The organism is Ruegeria sp. CH5, assembly GCF_056537025.1.
On record NZ_JBQFQT010000001.1, the window covers coordinates 923,984 to 940,754 of the forward strand.

The following is a 16,771-nucleotide window of genomic DNA, read 5'->3' on the forward strand; positions in this document are numbered from 1 at the left end:
CCTCTGTTTCGGTTAGGCCGAACATGGGAGCTTCTGAATCATTATTAAAACGAATTGTTGTTCGCTCCGACTTCACAGATTGTGATCAACGACCTGACAAAGGGCGCCTCACGATCACCGCCTGCGCCCTCACCTTCCCGTGACGGTCCTGTCACAAGGGTTGAGACTGCACTGCCTTGTTCACAGTATTGCGCCTAGCATCACAGCCTGAGGACCCGACATGCCAACAGAACGCGTCACATTTTCCGGTCACGATGGTGGCAAACTGGCTGCTCGGCTGGATCTCCCCGATGGGCCGGTGCTGGCAACTGCGCTTTTTGCGCATTGCTTTACCTGCTCCAAGGACATTCCCGCGGCCCGGCGCATCAGCGCGCGGCTGGCCGCGATGGGATTTGCCGTTCTCCGGTTCGACTTCACGGGCCTTGGCCATTCCGAAGGCGAGTTCGCCAACACGACGTTCACTTCGAACGTTGAGGATCTGATCGCCGCTGCGCAGTTTCTTGCGGGTCGGAACATGGCGCCTGACCTGCTTGTCGGGCATTCTTTGGGCGGGGCCGCGGTCTTGCGGGCGCGGGCCGGTATACCCTCGGTAAAGGCGGTGGTCACGATCGGCGCCCCGGCCGACCCCGGCCATGTGGCTCATCACTTCGAATACGCGCAGGGCCAGATCGAACAGGATGGCAGCGCCGAGGTTCTGCTGGGTGGGCGTCCCATCCGCATCGGCCGAGAGTTTGTGCGCGACATCTCTGAATCCGAACTGACGCCCTCGATTGCTGAGTTGAAGGCCGCGCTGCTGATCCTGCATGCGCCGCGTGACGAAACAGTCAGCATCGACAATGCCAGCACGATCTTTCTGGCCGCCAAGCACCCCAAAAGCTTTGTCACGCTGGACGACGCAGACCACCTGATCACACGTTCGAAGGATGCAGAATACGCCGCCGACGTCATCGCGGCCTGGGTATCGCGCTATGTCCCGCTGTCGCCGCCCGCCCCGCCGCCGGGCGCGCCCGAAGGCGTGGTGCGCGTGACCGAAGTGGACCCGGGCGGATTTCTTCAGGACATTCAATCAGGTCCAAGCCATCATGCCGTGGCAGATGAGCCGGCCTCTTACGGCGGGACCGATCGCGGCATGTCGCCTTATGGCTTCGTTTCTGCCGGGCTTGGGGCGTGCACTTCTATGACCATCCGCATGTATGCGCGACGCAAGCAATGGCCCCTGACCGGGATCAGCGTGGATGTATGTCACAACAAGGTGCACGCGCAGGACGCGGGGTTGGCGGGGGATGGAAAGGTCGACCAGTTCCGCCGCAAGATCCGACTGGACGGACCGCTGGACAATGACCAGCGGACCAAGCTTCTTGAGATCGCCGACAAATGCCCTGTGCACCGCACGCTTGAAAATTCGGCGCATATCACCACCGAACTGCTGCCGCCGGAACCTGTTACGGCTCCGGCGTGAACCGATACCGGTTCCGGACGACCTATCGCCGAGGCGCAGGCCTGTGGATCGGGGGCCGTGCCGCTGGTGGGCGGGCCACGGGCGGTCGAGGACGCGCCGGCGGCTTGGCGATCGGAGGTTTCGGCCGCGCGGGCGGTTTCGCAATTGGCGGCTTGGGTTTGGGCGGCGGTTTCCCACCTGGCGGTTTACCCGGCGGCGGTGGGCGGTCCACGTCAATGTCGACATTCACGTTGCGGTAATAGTCGTTCCACAGCATCGAGTCATAGAACGGGTCATATCCGTATCCTACACCGACCGTGACGCCTTCACAGCCCGAGAGGGTGAAACCCCCGGCCCCAAGCCCCAGAACGATGACGGATCGCTTCAAAAAGGTTCCTGCCATTTTCACGCCCTCACTGCACTGACCGGAATGACGCGAAGATGGCATTCAGATCCTCGACATAGCCAGGATCTGCACCGTCGCGCAGGATGGTCACCACAACCGCAACACGGTTTCGCGGCAGGTCGATCACCGTCGCGGTGAAGTTGATCCCGCGCCCGTCACGGGTGCCGGTGCCGCGAATGACCCGGGCCGGCAAACCGCCGATGCGCATGTTCGCATCACTTGTCACCTCTGGGTTTTTCACCAGAAACTTGTCGACATCCTGCAAGTAACGGACCCCGTCCTCGATGCTGGCAACGCCGAACGGCGAAACGAACCCGATCCAGACCGAGTCATCTGTGACCGGGCGCGCAGCCATCACCCGGCTTACGGACCGGGTATCGCCCAGTTGTGTATCCTCAAGATCGCGTGGGCCGCCCGTGCGCAGCATCCAGAAATCCGGGACATCGAACTGAAACAGCGCACGCCCCCCTTCGGTGTAGGTGACCGGCGTATCGCTCAGCCCCGCACCCGTCATGCCGACCCAAAAAGCCGCGCCGATGGCAAAAAGGTTTTTCTTAAACAAGCTGATATCTCTATTTGTTGGTGTCATCGTCCCAAGGATGAGCGATGCAACCCGCGCTTGTCCAGTTTTTAAAGAGTTTTGCTCAGGGGCCCGCCTGACCTGTATTGCCGCCTAGTCTGCAAATACGCCGACTGTCGCATCGCCGGCCTCTCCCACAAATCGGATCCGCGTACCGTCCGACTGAACATCGTAACAGGCCCAAAAGTCAGACGGTGGCCAGATCGAACAGTATCTGTCATCCCGCACCGCCCAGCGCCCCGAGCTGGGTCGACCCGAGAAATACTGCGTGGCCATAGACGGCTCGAAGACCTGTGTGGCTCCGTTGTCATAAGCCAGCGTCCGGCCCGACAGAGCGTCAAGAATCTGCGCGCCCGTCAGCGGTAGGAACGTGTCGGCCGCCAGAATTCCGGGCCAAACCAACAAAATCAGGGCAAACCGTCTCATCCCGCGTCTCCTGCCTTGTCCCAACGGTCCGGCGAGTCTATCACCCGCGCCAACACCCATTGCCAACCGAAAAAGGTGCCGCCGCCCATGATTCCCCGCTATTCCCGCCCCGAAATGGTTGCCGTCTGGTCGCCCGAGACCAAGTTCCGCATCTGGTACGAGATCGAGGCCCATGCCTGCGACGCGATGGCCGATCTGGGCGTCATCCCGCGCGAAAACGCCGAGGCCGTCTGGAAGGCCAAGGACGTGGAATTCGACGTGGCCCGCATCGACGAGATCGAGGCCGTGACCAAGCATGACGTCATCGCCTTTCTGACCCATCTGGCCGAGCATGTCGGCAGCGATGAGGCCCGCTTTGTCCACCAGGGCATGACCAGCTCGGACGTGCTGGATACCTGCTTCAACGTGCAACTGACCCGCGCCGCCGACATCCTGATCGCCGATCTCGAAGGCTTGCTGGCCGCGCTCAAGCGCCGCGCCTACGAGCACAAGGACACTGTCCGCATCGGCCGCAGCCACGGCATTCATGCCGAACCCACCACCATGGGCCTGACCTTCGCGCGCTTCTACGCCGAGATGGACCGCAACCTGTCGCGGATGCGCGACGCCCGCGCCGAGATCGCCACCGGCGCCATCAGCGGCGCGGTCGGCACCTTCGCCAATATCGACCCCCGCGTCGAAGAGCATGTCTGCGAAAAGCTGGGCCTGGTGCCCGAGCCGATCAGCACGCAGGTCATCCCGCGCGATCGCCACGCGGCCTTCTTTGCCACACTGGGCGTGATCGCCAGCAGCATCGAGAACATCGCCATCGAAATCCGCCACATGCAGCGCACCGAGGTTCTGGAGGCCGAGGAGTTCTTTTCCAAAGGCCAGAAGGGCTCGTCGGCGATGCCGCACAAGCGCAACCCGGTGCTGACCGAAAACCTGACCGGCCTGGCCCGGCTGGTGCGCATGACCGTGATCCCGGCGATGGAAAACGTGGCCCTGTGGCACGAGCGCGACATCAGCCACAGCTCGGTCGAGCGCAACATCGGCCCCGACGCCACCGTGACCCTGGATTTCGCCCTGTCGCGCCTGACCGGCGTGATCGACAAGCTGGTGGTCTATCCGGACAACATGCTGGCCAACATGAACAAGTTCCGCGGTCTGGTCATGAGCCAGCGCGTGCTGCTGGCCCTGACTCAAGCCGGCGTCAGCCGCGAGGACGCCTATCGCCTGGTGCAGCGCAACGCGATGAAGGTCTGGGAAGAAGGCAAGGACTTCAAAACCGAACTGCTGGCCGATCCGGACGTGACCGCAGCGTTGAGCAAGGAAGAGATCGAAGAAAAATTCGACCTTGGTTATCACACCAAACATGTCGACACGATCTTCGAGCGGGTGTTCGGCGAGTAACCCTCGACGCAGGAACGGCTTTTGCCCGGGCCCGGGTCGCACAGCGTGATCCGGGCCCCTGTCTTTTGCGGAAGCGTCCGAAATCGGCTATGCTGAGTGGGCAATTTCCGTTCAAGGAGAGCCCACCATGATCCGCACGACCCTCTGCGCACTGGCCCTTGCCCTGTCCGCCTCGTCCGCTTTCGCATGCCAAGGCCACAGCAAGCAATCGCAATCCTGTGCGCCCGGTACGACTTGGGATTCGGCCTCGGAAAGCTGCGTGAAAAACGCCAGCAGCTGATTTCTTGTCCTACTTGTGAATAAAAGCGAGCCATTGGCTGTTAGCTTTTTTGAAGAACGCACTATGCTTCTTGCGAGCAGCCCTTGGAACGGAGTAGGACAATGCGCCTTTTGATGGCCACGGCACTAGCCCTTCAGACCTTTGCCTTTGCCCCCGCGGTCAGTGCCGCCGGCGGTGACAGCAGCCCCCCAAAACCGACGAATACCACCAAGAAATGCCTATTCGGCCGCGTCTATGACGAAGCAGCCGGCCGGTGCGTCAAACCGAACAAGACCAATTTCAGCGAAGAGCAATTGTATCAGGCCGTGCGCGAGCTTGCTTATGACGGCCAGTTCGAAAATGCGCAGAACGTGTTGCGGGTCATGGATCAAGACGATGATCGCGTTTTGACGTATTGGGGCTTCACCTACCGCAAAATGGGCGAAGCCGAGCTGGCCAACACCTATTACCAACGCGCAATCAAAACCAATCCTGACAACATTCTGGCCCGCAGCTACATGGGTCAGGGATATGTCACCGAAGGGAAAACCGAACTGGCCATCGCGCAATGGCGCGAGATCAAGGCACGCGGAGGCGAAGGCACCTGGGCCGAAGCGTCTCTGCGCGAGGCGATCCGCACGGGGCTGACTTACAGCTACTAGGTTCAGTCTTTCTTTACTCGACTCTCGCTAGTCTGCCTGCGGAACAAAAATTGACACCGCAGGCAGATGCAAGATTCACATGCTTTGGTACAGACCGCGCCGGGCAATTCTGCTCCGGCCGAGAAACAGACGGATGACGCCCCTCGCGTCATACCTCGCCAACTCACGCCCGGTCAGAAGGCCGCCATCATCGTACGCCTGCTGTTGAACGAGGGGGCCGATCTTCCGTTGGAGGAGTTGCCCGACGAACTGCAGGAACGGCTGACCCTCCAACTGGGCCGGATGGGGCTGGTTGACCGTGTAACCCTCGCTGCGGTCGCGCAAGAATTCGCAGATGCGCTGGACAGCGTCGGACTTGCCTTCCCGCACGGCTTGGCTGGGGCGCTTGACGCAGTAAATGGCAAGATTGCCCCGGCGACCGCCGCCCGGCTGCGCAAGGTCGCGGGTGTGCGCCAGGTCGGCGATCCATGGCTGCGCCTGCGTGACACCCCTGCCGAAGACCTTGCGCGTATGGCTCAGGCCGAAAGCACCGAAGTTGCAGCCGTCATGCTATCCAAGCTTGATACGGCGAAAGCAGCACAGTTGTTGGCGCAATTGCCCGGGCCGGTGGCCAGACGGATAACCTATGCCGTGTCAAAAACCGCCAACGTGACGCCCGAGGCGGTGGAGCGGATCGGCTGGTCACTGGCCGCGCTATTGGATCAACGCCCAGTTCCGGCCTTCACCGATTCACCCGACACGCGCGTCGGGGCGATCTTGAACCAATCCCCCCCATCCACGCGTGACGGGCTTCTGGACGCGCTCGATGAGGAGGATTCTGAGTTCGCCAGCGCTGTTCGAAAGTCCATCTTCACCTTTGCCCACATCGCAACGCGCATCGCTGCACGGGATGTGCCTGCCATCCTGCGCGAAGTCGATCAGCCAATTCTGATAGCCGCTCTGGCTGGCGCAAGAACCGAGGATGACAAGGCCTCGGTCGACCATCTGCTGTCCAACATATCCGCACGGATGGCCGACAACCTGCGCGAGGAAATTGCTGAACGCGGCAAGGTCAAGCAGGCCGAAGCAGAGGAGGCCATGACCCAGATTGTCGGTGCGATCCGCACACTCGTGGACGCAGGCACAATCACCTTGGTCGAAGCGGACGCCGATGGCAACGAGGACTAAGGGCTGCCCGCCGCTGGCTCGGATGCCGTAGAACCAGGGCTCGGGACAATGCTTGTGGTTGTTGCGCGCCGGCTGTATGTCTGAATCCGCAATTCACAACACCCGGTGAGATCCCCCGATGCCCGTCGAAAAGTCGGAACTAAGCCGCTTTGAGCTTGGTCAATACTATGTCGCCAACCTGTTCCTGAAAGGCATGATCGGCGCAATGCGCCTTTTGCCCTATGAACGGCGCATTGCGACGATGGGGGCGATCGTGCGCGGGTTGGCCCCGGCGGTTGGGTTCACCAAACGTGTGCGAAGCAACCTGAAACTGACCTGCCCTGACCTGCCTGAAGCCGAAGTCAAACGCATTTGCCGTGCGGTGCCCGACAACGCAGGCCGCGCGATCATGGAACACTTCTCGCCCGAGGATTTCACTGAACGGCAGAAGAACGCAAAAGTATCAGGTTCAGGAATCGCCGCATTTGAACAAGCGGTGGCCGAAGGTCGGCCGGTGATGATGATCACCGCACATTTCGGCCACTACCTTGCTGCGCGGATCGCTTTGCAGGCGCGCAGCGGCAAGCCGATTGGCTGCCTGTACCGCCGCATGGCCAATCCGTATTTCAACGAGATGTATGTCGACGCCTTCCACAAAACCGGCGAGCCGATGTTCGAACAAGGTCGGCGCGGCATGGTGGAAATGGTTCGGTCCCTGAAAAAGGGCGGCATCATCGCCATCGTATCGGACCTGCACGCCCATGGCGGTGAAGAATTGACGTTTTTTGGCAAACCCGCAGTCACGTCGGTTTTGAACGCGGAATTGGCGATGAAATACGATGCCGTTCTCATTCCTTGTTACGCGGTGCGCCAAGCCAACGGTATCGATTTCGAGATCGTTTTGCATGATCCGGTGCCGCATACGGACCCCAAGACCATGACCCAATTCATCAACGATGACCTCGAAGGCATGGTGCGGAAACACATGGGCCAATGGTTCTGGATTCACCGACGGTGGAAAGCCTGGAATGGGCTGGGTGTGCAGCCTCAGGACATGCCCTGAGCCGCCCTCTACTTCACCCTTGTTGAGGCGATGATCGGGCCACTGCCGGTGCCCTGAATCAGAACCACCGCGGGCAGGTCCGAAGACAGTTCGATCTGAAAATCCTGTTCAGCCGACCCGTTCCATCGGCCCGCTTCGTGCCATTCCTCAACGACATTCGCGTAGTCCAGATCGTGTCCGGCCAGCTCGCCCCGTCGAATCGACGCGTGGCGCAAGGGCGTGTATTGCACGACCACCACGTCATAGTTTTTCGCAGCGGCGAGATCGACCGGAGCAACGCGGACCGTTACCATGTTCCCGGACCTCTGCGCCGAAACCGACGCGGTGGGCGCAGCGGTCAAATGCGCGTCGATCAAACGGTTCAAGTCACGGGATTTAGCGCCAACGACATCCTGCTGTCCGTTGATCACCATCTGAGGGGTATAGATCATCGAACGGCCGCCGCGCCGCGCATACGCTCGTTGACGGTCCGTATGCGCCGGATCGGCATACTCGTCCTTCCAACCGATGTAGTCCCAATAGTCCACGTGCAGCGCCAAGCCGATCACGTCGTCGCGCATGGCGAGATCGTGCATGATCGCATCTGCCGGCGGACAGGACGAACACCCCTGCGAGGTAAACAATTCGACCACCACCGGACTGTCCGCCCAGGCCGAAGACGCCGACAGGAATACGGACGCAAGAACTGTGGTCAGGGCTGATCTATTCATTTCACTCTCGGTTTGAGGGGCCTGCAAGCACCGGTGTACTCCGCCACCGGATCAAGCGCCAATCAAGGTTTCTTGAGACAGGTTTCGGCGGCAATCCGCAAAAATGTGTGCAATGGTATACAAAAATTGCCGCACCCGCCCTGTTGGACCTTGAACCGCAGGCCATGGTGATGCAGATACCGCTCAGCGAATCCCAATTCCACGTCATTTGAGAGGGAGGCCACAGATGCCCATCAAAGTCGGACAGGATACCGCCAAGACACGCCGCAGCCTGAGCGTGAATGGCAAGTCCATCTCGTATTACTCCATCCCCGCCGCGCAAGAGGCCGGCTTGGGCGATTTCTCCAAGCTTCCCGCCGCGCTGAAAGTGGTGCTGGAAAACATGCTGCGGTTCGAGGACGGCGGTTTCTCGGTCTCGGTCGATGACATCAAGGCCTTTGCCGAATGGGGTGCCAACAACGGGAAGAACCCGCGCGAGATCGCTTACCGCCCTGCCCGCGTGCTGATGCAGGACTTCACCGGCGTTCCGGCCGTTGTCGACTTGGCCGCGATGCGCGACGGCATCAAGGCGCTGGGGGGCGACGCCCAGAAGATCAACCCGCTGAACCCCGTTGACCTGGTCATCGACCACTCGGTCATGATCGACGAGTTCGGCAACCCGCGCGCCTTCCAGATGAACGTGGACCGCGAATATGAGCGCAACATGGAGCGCTACCAGTTCCTGAAATGGGGCCAGAGCGCGTTCAACAACTTCCGCGTGGTACCGCCGGGCACCGGCATCTGCCACCAGGTGAACCTGGAATACCTGGCCCAGACCGTCTGGACCGACACCGACCAGAACGGCGAAGAAGTCGCATATCCCGACACGCTGGTCGGCACCGACAGCCACACCACCATGGTCAACGGCATGGCCGTTCTGGGCTGGGGCGTTGGCGGGATCGAGGCCGAGGCCGCGATGCTGGGTCAGCCGATCTCGATGCTGATCCCCGAAGTAATCGGGTTCGAACTGACCGGCGAGATGGTCGAAGGCACCACCGGAACCGACCTGGTTCTGAAGGTCGTCGAGATGCTGCGCGCCAAGGGCGTGGTGGGCAAGTTCGTTGAATTCTACGGCGAAGGCCTGGACCGTCTGCCGCTGGCCGACCGCGCAACCATCGCCAACATGGCGCCGGAATACGGCGCGACCTGCGGTTTCTTCCCGATCGACAACGAAACCCTGCGCTACCTGCGCAACACCGGCCGTGACGAGGACCGCATCGCGCTGGTCGAAGCCTATGCCAAGGAAAACGGATTCTGGCGTGGGGCGGACTATGCTCCGGTCTACACCGACACGTTGTCCCTGGACATGAGCACGATCGTTCCCGCGATCTCGGGCCCCAAGCGTCCGCAGGATTATGTGCCGCTGACCAACGCCAAGGCCGCCTTCCGCCAGGAGATGGAAAACACTTTCAAGCGCCCGATGGGCAAGGAAGTGCCGGTCAAAGGCGAAGACTACACCATGGAATCGGGCAAAGTCGTGATCGCTTCGATTACGTCGTGCACCAACACCTCGAACCCCTATGTGATGATCGGTGCGGGCCTTGTCGCACGCAAGGCGGCGGCTTTGGGCCTGGACCGCAAACCGTGGGTGAAAACCTCGCTGGCCCCAGGATCGCAGGTCGTATCCGCATATCTTGAGGCCGCTGGCCTGCAGGAAGATCTGGACAAGGTCGGCTTCAACCTCGTTGGTTACGGCTGCACCACCTGCATCGGCAACTCGGGCCCGATCCAGAAAGAGATCTCGGAAGCCATCGCCGAGGGCGACCTTGTGGCGACCTCGGTCCTGTCGGGCAACCGCAACTTCGAAGGCCGGATCTCGCCGGACGTGCGCGCCAACTACCTGGCTTCGCCGCCGCTGGTGGTGGTCTATGCGCTGGCCGGTACGCTGGACATCGACCTGACCTCGGAACCGATCGGTCAGGACAAGGACGGCAACGACGTCTACATGAAGGACATCTGGCCGACCCAGAAAGAGATCGCCGAACTGGTCGAGGCAACCGTAACCCGCGAGGCATTCCAGTCGAAATACGCCGATGTCTTCAAGGGCGACGAGAAATGGCAATCGGTCGAAACCACCGATGCCGAGACCTATGACTGGCCGCCGACGTCGACCTACATCCAGAACCCGCCCTACTTCCAGGGTATGGGGGCACAGCCGGGCACCATCTCGAACATCGAAGGCGCCAAGGTTCTGGCCATTCTGGGCGACATGGTCACCACCGACCACATCTCGCCGGCTGGTTCGTTTGCAACCACCAGCCCCGCGGGCAAATACCTGCTGGAGCGCCAGGTGCAACCGCGCGAGTTCAACTCGTACGGATCGCGCCGTGGCAACCACGAGGTCATGATGCGCGGCACCTTCGCCAACATCCGCATCAAGAACGAGATGCTGGACGGCGTCGAGGGTGGTTACACCAAAGGCCCGGATGGTCAGCAGACCTCGATCTATGACGCATCGATGGCCTATCAGGCAGAAGGCACTCCGCTGGTCGTGATCGGTGGCGAACAGTACGGCGCCGGTTCCTCGCGGGACTGGGCGGCCAAGGGCACCGCGCTGCTGGGCGTCAAAGCCGTGATCGCAGAAAGCTTCGAGCGTATCCACCGCTCGAACCTGGTGGGCATGGGCGTCATCCCGTTCGAGTTCACCGCGGGCGACAACCGCAAGACGCTGGGCTTGAAAGGCGACGAGACCTTCTCGATCCACGGTCTGGACACGATCCAGCCGCTGCAAGAGGTGCCCTGCACCATCACCTACGCAGACGGGACCGAGAAGACCATTACGCTCAAGTGCCGCATCGATACCGCGCCCGAGATCGAATACATCGAAAACGGCGGCGTGCTGCACTATGTGCTGCGGAACCTGGCCAAGGCCAGCTAAGCCGGCACAAAGCCAAGAACGCAAGGGCGCCCCGAACGGGCGCCCTTTTTCGATTCAGGTCTGGCCACTATCGCGTTGTGTTCCGTGCAGATAAGCGGTCTGCTGGGGGCATGGAAAAAGTTGCCTTGATAACTGGTGGTGCTCGCGGAATTGGCCGGGCCATCGCGGTTGATCTGGCCGTGGATCATCGCCTCGCCCTGACGTGGCACAAGACCGAACCGCAGCCCTTGCCCGATGACCGACCGGCCCTGACCCTGCAAAGCGATCTCACGCAAGAAGGTCAGCCCGAAGACGTGGTGCGCCGCGTCATCGACAGGTTCGGCCGGCTGGATGTGATCATCAACAATGCCGGGTTGGTTCAGGCCACGCCGAAGGACAGCTTCAGCCAAAAGGACCACAGGGCTATTCTTGATCTCAACCTGCTGGTACCGGCCGCGCTGCTGGCCGCCGCGTTGCCTCACCTGCAGCGGGGAGCGTCGATCGTCAGTATCTCGTCAGTCAACGCCGAACTCCCGCCACGCGACGCCGCTACCTATGGGGCCAGCAAGGCCGCGCTGAACCTGTGGACCCGCGCCATGGCGAAAGAACTTGGCCCAGACGGCATTCGCGTCAACGCGGTGGCACCCGGAGCGATCAACATCCCCGAAGCCCCAAGACCCGACGATCTGACCGACCTATTCGTTCAGAACACGGCGCTGGGGCGTGTTGGGATACCCGAGGACATAGCGCGCGCAGTTCGCTTTCTCGCATCCGAAGACGCGTCCTTCATCACCGGAGAGGTGCTGACCGTCTCTGGCGGGTATCGCCTTTAACCCCGGCGTTACTGCGCCGCGGCTTTTTCCAATGCGGGTCGGATAGTGCTCTCGATCACGCGCTGGGTGATCGGACCGGCAAACCGCAGGATGATCGTGCCGTCACCATCGATCACATAGGTCTCGGGCACGCCGTAGACGCCCCAATCCAATCCCATGCGGCCATTTTCATCGCGCCCGATGGCGGCATAAGGATCACCCAGTTCGCTAAGGAAAGCGTCGGCGTTGGCCAGTTTGTCTTTGTAGTTGATGCCGTAGACCGGAATACCTTCCTGCGCCAGTTTCTCGAGGTTCGGATGCTCGGCGCGGCAGGGAGCACACCAGCTGGCCCAATAGTTCACCAGCTTGACCTGGCCGTCGCGCAGGGTTGCGTCGTCGAACCCCTGTTTGCCTGGAAACTCGGCCAGGACAACGGGCGGCGCGGGCTGGCCTTCGCGGGCCGAGGGCAGCGCGTTGGGGTCTTCGCGGAACATGCCGATGGCCGCCAGCACGGCGAAGGCACCGAAGATCAGCGGCGGAGCAATCATCAACGGCGAGATCTTAGCCATTGCGCGACATCCTCTGTTCGATCTTTTCCATCTCGGCCCGGACCTTGCGGCCACGCAGGATGCTGAAAACCACCAGCGCCACCAGCAGGGCGATCGAGGCCGCGTAGGAGGACAGAACCGTTTCGGCGTATTTTCCCAGATCAGGCATCATCCGTTTACCCTTTCCCGTGCCAGCAGCGCCTTGATGCGCCGCGCGCGGATTTCGGTGCCGGTTCGGTACAGGACTAGCGCGATGAACAGCAGCACGAAGCCGATGATGCAGGTCAGCAGCGGGTAGAAGAACACGTTGCTGACCTTCTCGGTGGTGTCCGTGCCGGTGATCGCACCTGCGCGCATCACCGATGCGCCCTGATGCAGGCCTTGGTTCCAGAAATTCACCGCATAGCGGCTGAGAATGGCAAAGACCGAGCCCACGATGCACAGGACCGAGGTCAGGTCCGCCGCCGTGTCGGGGTCTTCGATCGCCTCCCACAGGGCGATGTAGCCCAGATAGAACAGGAACAGGATCAGGAACGAGGTCAGGCGCGGATCCCAGGCCCACCAGGTGCCCCACATCGGCTGCCCCCAAATGGCGCCGGTGGCCAGCGCGATCAGGGTCATCACGATGCCGATCGGCGCTGCGGCGCGTGCGGCAAGGGCACTGACATGGTGCCGGCGCACCAGCCAGACCAGCGAGGTGACCAGCATCATCAGCCAGCAATTGATGGCCATCAGCGCCGATGGCACGTGTAGATAGATGATCTTGACGGTCGACCCCTGCTTGTAGTCATCCGGCGTGAAGAAGAACCCCCACACCAGCCCGACGACCAGAAACAGGGCCGAGCTGATCCAGAAGAACGGCAGGACCCGCTCGCTGGTGGCGAGGAACTTGCGCGGGTTGGCGTATTCCCACAGGGCGTTGGCTTTGGCTGCTATCGACATGGGCCTTATCTAGTCCGAGTCGGGGGCGTTCTCAATTGACATCGGTCAACGTGCCCCAATCATCTGAGGTTGATGCGCAGCACCGCCGCGCTGGCAAAAGGCAGAAGGGCGACCGTGGCGGCGGTGATCCCGGCCAGCATCAGCAGCGGGGTCTGGACCTCCATCCCGGTGGCACCACGGCGCGCGACCTCGGCCCCGAAGATCAGCGTGGGCACGTAAAGCGGCAGCACCAGCAGCGACAGCAGCAGGCCTCCGCGTTTGAGCCCAACGGTCAGGGCTGCGCCGAAAGTGCCGATCACGCTGAGCGCGGGCGTGCCGATCAGCAGCGAGACGACCAACCAGCCGAAACCGGGGCCGGGCAGGTTCAGCAGCACACCCAGCACCGGCGCGGCCAGCACCAGCGGCAGGCCGGTGGTGATCCAATGCGCCAGCGCCTTGATCGTGACCACCGATTCCAACGGCAGCGGCGCGGTGGCCAGCAGATCGAGCGACCCGTCCTCCCAATCCAGTGCCAGCAGGCGATCCAGCGACAGCAGGCAGGCCAGCAATGCGCCCAGCCACAGCACCCCCGGCGCGATTGTCGCCAACAGCGAGGATTGCGGACCCACCGAAAACGGCACCAGAACGGTGACGATCAGGAAGAAGGCCAGCCCGAGGCCGAACCCTCCGCCCGCGCGGAAGGACAGTTTCAGGTCGCGCAACAGCAGGGCGATCACAGAAAGCCTCCGTCGAAGTCATCCAGCGCCTTGGGGCGCGCCTTGTTGAGGCCGACATCCAGGACCTCACCATCAAGGCCCAGGTCGATATGGGTGGCAATCAGGGCCGAGCCGCCCTGCCCCAGATGCGTCCGCACTGCATCGGCGAACATTGCCACGGCGGTCGTGTCCAGTGACACGGTGGGTTCGTCCAGCATCCAGATCGGGCGGCCGGTCACCAGCATTCGGGCCAGACCCAGCCGGCGTTTCTGGCCCGCCGACAGGTTGCCTGCGTGACGATCGGCCAGTTCGTTCAGGGCGAAGGCCTCCAGCGCCGGCTGTGTGTCACGCGTGCCAAAGACCGAGGCCCAGAAGGTCAGGTTCTCGGTCACGGTCAGGGTGGGTTTCAGCCCGTCGGAATGGGCGGCATAGGCGATCCGGTCTTCGGCCCCCTCGATCCGGCCCGAGAGCGGCGGTTGCAGACCGGCCAGCGTGCGCAGAAGGGTGGTCTTGCCGATCCCGTTCGGGCCGCGCAGGATCAGCGCCTTGCCCGGGGGCAGCGCGAAACTGAGGCCTTCGAGCACGGGCACACCCCCTCGGGCGATGGCAAGGTCGGTCACGGTCAGTGTCATGAGACCCGCTTATCCGATTGGTTGCGGGGGAAAAAGGACGGATTTGCCGCAGGGCCTTTTGGCGGGGCGGGATGTGAGGGGCCAGATGAAGCGGTCAGACCGGCAACAGGGCCAGAGCGATGCGGCGCCCCTCGGACAAAAGCACGTTGTAGGTGCGGCAGGCGGCGGGCGAGTTCATGATCTCGACCCCGATGCCGGCCTCTTCGAGGGTCGACCGCAAATCAGATGGTATGTGAGAAAGATCAGCGCCGGTGCCGATGAACAGAACGTCAACCTGATTGGCCAGCCCTAGAAGGCTCTCGCTGTCCGCAAAACCGCCCCAAGGTCCGGTCCCTCCGGGGCCTGTCAGAACACTGCCTTCGTGAACCTCGCCGCCTATCCGAAAAAATCCCGGCCCATAGCCATCAATCGGAACTGCGTTGGTATATGTGATCTCGTTCAGACGCATGTGATCTTCTATCCCCAAAGCGGCAAGCCCGACAAGGCCGCAGCAGCGATGACTGCATACGCGATCACGCGGTAGACCCGTTCCCTGGCAGGCTGAAACATCCAGCCGCCCAGCCAATTTCCTGCCAGATTCGGAACGGCAAGCGCCAGCCCCAACCCAACCGTTGACCAGGTCAATTGCCCGAACGCAGCGAGATATCCGAAGATCAGAAAATCAAAGGCCAGAAGGAACAGCAGGATCGTGGCCCGAACAACTGCCACAGGCAACGGGCGAGACATGTAGAACAGGATTACCGCCGGACCCGGGATGCCTGCAACGCCCCCCAAAAAGCCGGCCGCAGCGCCGATGGCAGTTACCATGTTGCGCCGGACTTCGCCGTTGTACCGCAGCCCCGAAATCAGCACGACCAGCATGAACAGGGTCACGAGGCTGACGGCGTAGCGAAAAACCTCAGGCTGGACTCGGGTCAATATCGACAGTCCGACCGGCAGCAAAAGTGCACACCCGACGACAAGTCGCACGAGATCGCGTTTGTCGACATCAACCCAGGCGCGGCGCAGATTGGGAAGTGGCCCGAAGACATCCATGCAGGTCAACGCGATCAAAGCCCCGAACGGACCAAGATAAGGCGTCGACAGCGGCAGAAAGATCAGCGCGGTGCCGAACCCGGAAAACCCTCGAACGATTCCACCCGCGAGGGCTGCAAAAATGATGACGGCCAATCCCGTTGGGGATTGGCCGAACACATCAGGCATCAATATTGGCAAACTGGTTGCCGGCCGTGTTCGATGGCTTGGACCAATCGCGTTTGACCCCCAGCCACAGCAGGATGGTCGAGGCCACGAAAACCGACGAATAGGTCCCTACGATCACGCCCCAGATCATCGCGAAGACGAACCCGCGGATCACGTCACCGCCGAGCACATACAGCGAGACAAGCGCCAGCAACGTGGTGACCGAGGTCATGACGGTTCGGCTGAGCGTTTCATTGATCGAGAGGTTCAGCACCTCTTTCAGGTCCTTCTTCTTGTATTTACGCAGGTTCTCACGCACCCGGTCGAATACGACCACGGTATCGTTCAGCGAGTAACCGACGATTGTCAGAAGCGCGGCGATAATCGCGAGGTCGAAGCGGATCTGCAGCTCGGAAAAAATACCGATCGTCAGCAACACGTCATGCACCAGCGCGGCGACCGCCCCCAGCGCGAACTGCCATTCGAACCGCAGCCAGATGTAGACCAGCACCGCTCCGATCGCCAGAACCACAGCAATCACGGCTGTTTGGATCAGCTCGCCCGATACTTTCGGGCCCACGGATTCCACCGAAACGAACTGGATATCTGGGATTACAGCCTGCAAGGCGCCTTCGACTGCCGCGATGGTTTCGGCCGTGACAGATTCGGCACCGTCCTGCGCTTGAATGCGGATCATGGCCACGTTCTCATCAGGCCCGAATGTCGGGTCGAAGATTTCGGTGATGGTGACATCCCCGAGGCCCAGCGGCGCAATGGCGTCGCGGTAAACACCGACATCCAATTCCTGCGTGCTCTGGGTCCGGATCGTGGTACCGCCCCGGAAGTCGATCCCGAAGTTCAAACCTTGGAGCATGAACGAAGCGAATGCGATGACCATCATCAGGCCCGAAATGCCCAGCCAGACCTTCCAGCGGCTGAAGAAATCGAACGAGGTGTTTTCGGGTACGAGTTTCAGTCTCAT

General features: G+C 61.6%; 20 protein-coding genes. 8 read left to right on the forward strand and 12 right to left on the reverse strand.

Annotated elements, in window-relative coordinates:
- The first annotated feature begins 220 nt into the window (after positions 1-220).
- On the forward strand, positions 221-1,459 hold the full coding sequence (locus ACR0JC_RS04565) for a bifunctional alpha/beta hydrolase/OsmC family protein (RefSeq protein ID WP_170338539.1): 1,239 nt from the start codon (positions 221-223) through the stop codon (positions 1,457-1,459).
- A 22-nt stretch (positions 1,460-1,481) separates the two neighbouring features.
- On the opposite strand, the gene ACR0JC_RS04570 is transcribed toward ACR0JC_RS04565, so the two are convergent.
- From ACR0JC_RS04570 to ACR0JC_RS04580, 3 genes are all read right to left on the reverse strand, one after another.
- On the reverse strand, positions 1,482-1,841 hold the full coding sequence (locus ACR0JC_RS04570; protein ID WP_170338034.1) for a hypothetical protein: 360 nt from the start codon (positions 1,839-1,841) through the stop codon (positions 1,482-1,484).
- A 10-nt stretch (positions 1,842-1,851) separates the two neighbouring features.
- The gene (locus tag ACR0JC_RS04575) at positions 1,852-2,406 is read right to left on the reverse strand and encodes a hypothetical protein (RefSeq protein WP_244952358.1); all 555 of its coding nucleotides are present in this window, start codon (positions 2,404-2,406) and stop codon (positions 1,852-1,854) included.
- A 111-nt stretch (positions 2,407-2,517) separates the two neighbouring features.
- Complete coding sequence (locus ACR0JC_RS04580) at positions 2,518-2,850, reverse strand: hypothetical protein (RefSeq protein ID WP_170338537.1); 333 nt, start codon at positions 2,848-2,850, stop codon at positions 2,518-2,520.
- A gap of 87 nt (positions 2,851-2,937) precedes the next feature.
- On the opposite strand from ACR0JC_RS04580, the gene purB reads away from it, so the two are divergent.
- The 5 genes from purB to ACR0JC_RS04605 all read left to right on the forward strand — a co-directional run bounded on the left by purB (position 2,938) and on the right by ACR0JC_RS04605 (position 7,372).
- Positions 2,938-4,242: an adenylosuccinate lyase gene (gene purB / locus ACR0JC_RS04585; protein ID WP_170338031.1), complete on the forward strand. Its 1,305-nt coding sequence runs from the start codon at positions 2,938-2,940 to the stop codon at positions 4,240-4,242.
- A 127-nt stretch (positions 4,243-4,369) separates the two neighbouring features.
- Positions 4,370-4,522: an adenylosuccinate lyase gene (locus tag ACR0JC_RS04590; protein ID WP_141138470.1), complete on the forward strand. Its 153-nt coding sequence runs from the start codon at positions 4,370-4,372 to the stop codon at positions 4,520-4,522.
- A gap of 101 nt (positions 4,523-4,623) precedes the next feature.
- Complete coding sequence (locus tag ACR0JC_RS04595) at positions 4,624-5,163, forward strand: tetratricopeptide repeat protein (protein ID WP_170338029.1); 540 nt, start codon at positions 4,624-4,626, stop codon at positions 5,161-5,163.
- 66 nt (positions 5,164-5,229) lie between these two features.
- A complete protein-coding gene (locus tag ACR0JC_RS04600; protein ID WP_170338534.1) occupies positions 5,230-6,330 on the forward strand; it encodes a flagellar motor switch protein FliG in 1,101 nt (366 codons plus the stop codon).
- A 118-nt stretch (positions 6,331-6,448) separates the two neighbouring features.
- Positions 6,449-7,372 carry a lysophospholipid acyltransferase family protein gene (locus ACR0JC_RS04605; protein ID WP_170338026.1) on the forward strand — a complete coding sequence of 308 codons (924 nt, stop codon included), beginning with the start codon at positions 6,449-6,451 and terminating at the stop codon, positions 7,370-7,372.
- A gap of 8 nt (positions 7,373-7,380) precedes the next feature.
- On the opposite strand, the gene ACR0JC_RS04610 is transcribed toward ACR0JC_RS04605, so the two are convergent.
- Positions 7,381-8,082: a DUF1223 domain-containing protein gene (locus ACR0JC_RS04610; protein ID WP_170338531.1), complete on the reverse strand. Its 702-nt coding sequence runs from the start codon at positions 8,080-8,082 to the stop codon at positions 7,381-7,383.
- Between the two features lie 226 nt (positions 8,083-8,308).
- On the opposite strand from ACR0JC_RS04610, the gene acnA reads away from it, so the two are divergent.
- Both acnA and ACR0JC_RS04620 read left to right on the forward strand, forming a co-directional pair.
- A complete protein-coding gene (gene acnA / locus ACR0JC_RS04615) occupies positions 8,309-10,999 on the forward strand; it encodes an aconitate hydratase AcnA (protein ID WP_170338529.1) in 2,691 nt (896 codons plus the stop codon).
- Between the two features lie 110 nt (positions 11,000-11,109).
- On the forward strand, positions 11,110-11,811 hold the full coding sequence (locus tag ACR0JC_RS04620) for an SDR family NAD(P)-dependent oxidoreductase (RefSeq protein ID WP_170338527.1): 702 nt from the start codon (positions 11,110-11,112) through the stop codon (positions 11,809-11,811).
- A gap of 8 nt (positions 11,812-11,819) precedes the next feature.
- Here ACR0JC_RS04620 and ACR0JC_RS04625 read toward each other — a convergent pair whose 3' ends face one another.
- The 8 genes from ACR0JC_RS04625 to secF form a co-directional block, all read right to left on the reverse strand.
- On the reverse strand, positions 11,820-12,359 hold the full coding sequence (locus tag ACR0JC_RS04625) for a DsbE family thiol:disulfide interchange protein (RefSeq protein WP_170338525.1): 540 nt from the start codon (positions 12,357-12,359) through the stop codon (positions 11,820-11,822).
- Positions 12,352-12,510, reverse strand: a complete 159-nt coding sequence (gene ccmD, locus ACR0JC_RS04630) for a heme exporter protein CcmD (RefSeq protein WP_170338523.1) — start codon at positions 12,508-12,510, stop codon at positions 12,352-12,354. The genes ACR0JC_RS04625 and ccmD overlap by 8 nt, the downstream gene beginning before the upstream one ends.
- Positions 12,507-13,280 carry a heme ABC transporter permease gene (locus tag ACR0JC_RS04635; RefSeq protein WP_005982368.1) on the reverse strand — a complete coding sequence of 258 codons (774 nt, stop codon included), beginning with the start codon at positions 13,278-13,280 and terminating at the stop codon, positions 12,507-12,509. Before ACR0JC_RS04635 ends, ccmD begins: the two co-directional genes overlap by 4 nt.
- 59 nt (positions 13,281-13,339) lie before the next feature.
- Complete coding sequence (gene ccmB / locus ACR0JC_RS04640) at positions 13,340-13,996, reverse strand: heme exporter protein CcmB (protein WP_093962439.1); 657 nt, start codon at positions 13,994-13,996, stop codon at positions 13,340-13,342.
- Positions 13,993-14,607: a heme ABC exporter ATP-binding protein CcmA gene (gene ccmA / locus ACR0JC_RS04645; RefSeq protein WP_170338521.1), complete on the reverse strand. Its 615-nt coding sequence runs from the start codon at positions 14,605-14,607 to the stop codon at positions 13,993-13,995. The genes ccmB and ccmA overlap by 4 nt, the downstream gene beginning before the upstream one ends.
- A 94-nt stretch (positions 14,608-14,701) precedes the next feature.
- Positions 14,702-15,055: an Mth938-like domain-containing protein gene (locus ACR0JC_RS04650; protein WP_170338015.1), complete on the reverse strand. Its 354-nt coding sequence runs from the start codon at positions 15,053-15,055 to the stop codon at positions 14,702-14,704.
- Positions 15,056-15,063: 8 nt separating this feature from the next.
- Positions 15,064-15,810 carry a sulfite exporter TauE/SafE family protein gene (locus tag ACR0JC_RS04655; protein ID WP_170338013.1) on the reverse strand — a complete coding sequence of 249 codons (747 nt, stop codon included), beginning with the start codon at positions 15,808-15,810 and terminating at the stop codon, positions 15,064-15,066.
- Complete coding sequence (gene secF, locus ACR0JC_RS04660) at positions 15,803-16,771, reverse strand: protein translocase subunit SecF (protein WP_170358702.1); 969 nt, start codon at positions 16,769-16,771, stop codon at positions 15,803-15,805. The genes ACR0JC_RS04655 and secF overlap by 8 nt, the downstream gene beginning before the upstream one ends.

Bases quoted from the DNA above. Each gene is read 5' to 3' on its own strand.
- ACR0JC_RS04565 (WP_170338539.1), top strand. From the start codon at position 221: ATGCCAACAGAACGCGTCACATTTTCCGGTCACGATGGTGGCAAACTG.
- ACR0JC_RS04570 (WP_170338034.1), bottom strand. From the start codon at position 1,841: ATGGCAGGAACCTTTTTGAAGCGATCCGTCATCGTTCTGGGGCTTGGG.
- ACR0JC_RS04580 (WP_170338537.1), bottom strand. From the start codon at position 2,850: ATGAGACGGTTTGCCCTGATTTTGTTGGTTTGGCCCGGAATTCTGGCG.
- purB (WP_170338031.1), top strand. From the start codon at position 2,938: ATGATTCCCCGCTATTCCCGCCCCGAAATGGTTGCCGTCTGGTCGCCC.
- ACR0JC_RS04590 (WP_141138470.1), top strand. From the start codon at position 4,370: ATGATCCGCACGACCCTCTGCGCACTGGCCCTTGCCCTGTCCGCCTCG.
- ACR0JC_RS04595 (WP_170338029.1), top strand. From the start codon at position 4,624: ATGCGCCTTTTGATGGCCACGGCACTAGCCCTTCAGACCTTTGCCTTT.
- ACR0JC_RS04600 (WP_170338534.1), top strand. From the start codon at position 5,230: ATGCAAGATTCACATGCTTTGGTACAGACCGCGCCGGGCAATTCTGCT.
- ACR0JC_RS04605 (WP_170338026.1), top strand. From the start codon at position 6,449: ATGCCCGTCGAAAAGTCGGAACTAAGCCGCTTTGAGCTTGGTCAATAC.
- ACR0JC_RS04610 (WP_170338531.1), bottom strand. From the start codon at position 8,082: ATGAATAGATCAGCCCTGACCACAGTTCTTGCGTCCGTATTCCTGTCG.
- acnA (WP_170338529.1), top strand. From the start codon at position 8,309: ATGCCCATCAAAGTCGGACAGGATACCGCCAAGACACGCCGCAGCCTG.
- ACR0JC_RS04620 (WP_170338527.1), top strand. From the start codon at position 11,110: ATGGAAAAAGTTGCCTTGATAACTGGTGGTGCTCGCGGAATTGGCCGG.
- ACR0JC_RS04625 (WP_170338525.1), bottom strand. From the start codon at position 12,359: ATGGCTAAGATCTCGCCGTTGATGATTGCTCCGCCGCTGATCTTCGGT.
- ccmD (WP_170338523.1), bottom strand. From the start codon at position 12,510: ATGATGCCTGATCTGGGAAAATACGCCGAAACGGTTCTGTCCTCCTAC.
- ACR0JC_RS04635 (WP_005982368.1), bottom strand. From the start codon at position 13,280: ATGTCGATAGCAGCCAAAGCCAACGCCCTGTGGGAATACGCCAACCCG.
- ccmA (WP_170338521.1), bottom strand. From the start codon at position 14,607: ATGACACTGACCGTGACCGACCTTGCCATCGCCCGAGGGGGTGTGCCC.
- ACR0JC_RS04650 (WP_170338015.1), bottom strand. From the start codon at position 15,055: ATGCGTCTGAACGAGATCACATATACCAACGCAGTTCCGATTGATGGC.
- ACR0JC_RS04655 (WP_170338013.1), bottom strand. From the start codon at position 15,810: ATGCCTGATGTGTTCGGCCAATCCCCAACGGGATTGGCCGTCATCATT.
- secF (WP_170358702.1), bottom strand. From the start codon at position 16,771: ATGAGACTGAAACTCGTACCCGAAAACACCTCGTTCGATTTCTTCAGC.